1 protein-coding gene is annotated in these 324 nt (G+C 72.2%); it reads right to left on the bottom strand.

Annotated elements, in window-relative coordinates; translation table 11 throughout:
• A partial coding sequence (locus tag IPV10_RS16880; RefSeq protein WP_207485835.1) for a DUF222 domain-containing protein occupies nucleotides 1-266 on the bottom strand: 266 nt, incomplete at its 3' end.
• Between the last annotated feature and the right edge of the window lie 58 nt (nucleotides 267-324).

Below are 324 nucleotides of genomic sequence, written 5' to 3'. Positions count from 1 at the left end.
ATGATGAGCTGGAGCTGTGCGGCGGTGTCGGGGAGGAGGTTGCCGCGGATCGGGTGCAGCCCGTTCCGCTGCCGCCCGATCGACAGATACCGACCCTGCTGCGCGTTCCGGTCGTTCGGCTCCGCCCCATCCGGATCCAGCACCGCCGCGACCTCCGACGCGAACAGCCGGAGGTCATCCGGCGTCGCCGGCGGACCCGCCTCCGGAACGACCTTGGCCTCGGCATCGGCGGCGTCGGCGTCGGCGTCGGCGTCGGTGCCACCCAAGTCATCACGGTCGGCATCGCCGTCGGCGCCAGAGTCGGCGCCGGATCCGCTTTCGTCG

The sequence above is a fragment of the Microbacterium sp. SD291 genome (assembly GCF_017355365.1).
GTDB lineage: Bacteria > Actinomycetota > Actinomycetes > Actinomycetales > Microbacteriaceae > Microbacterium.
The sequence above is the reverse complement of the archived record's forward strand: the minus strand, read 5'-3'. Positions and strand labels throughout refer to the sequence as shown.